1 pseudogene is annotated in these 432 nt (G+C 65.0%); it reads right to left on the bottom strand.

Annotated elements, in window-relative coordinates:
• Positions 1 to 204: pseudogene (locus J0A65_RS25925) on the bottom strand (substrate-binding periplasmic protein); the annotation flags it as partial.
• Positions 205 to 432: the final 228 nt, after the last annotated feature.

Below are 432 nucleotides of genomic sequence, written 5' to 3'. Positions count from 1 at the left end.
GTCCCAGGGATGAAAGATGTATTCGACCCGATAGCCGGCCTCGGCGAACACCGCACTGACCAGCCGCGCCAGGGCCCCGCCATCGGCGCGCTGCTGATCGACATAGGGCGCCCAGTCACCAGTGCCGATGCGCAGGGTCTGCGGCTCGGCCTGCACCGGGGCCAGCAGCAGGAGCCAGACAGGCAGCGTCAGGGAGGCGAGCATCCGTGCCCTGCGCCCTGTGCGAAAGACGCGCTCAAACCGGTAAGACACAAAATCACCTCTACTACGAATGACGTTCGATGCTTCCCTGTGTTCGTTTGCTGCACCTTTTCCGTTTATCCAGCATAGTCAAATGCGCAACGCGCAACGCCCTCAACCAGCAGCCTTGCGCTCTGCCGGGCGCCGGGCGCCGGCGACCAGCTTGTCCACCAGCCTGGCGGCGGCGGCCAT

The organism is Bowmanella yangjiangensis, from assembly GCF_017255015.1.
GTDB lineage: Bacteria > Pseudomonadota > Gammaproteobacteria > Enterobacterales > Alteromonadaceae > Bowmanella > Bowmanella yangjiangensis.
The sequence above is the reverse complement of the archived record's forward strand: the minus strand, read 5'-3'. Positions and strand labels throughout refer to the sequence as shown.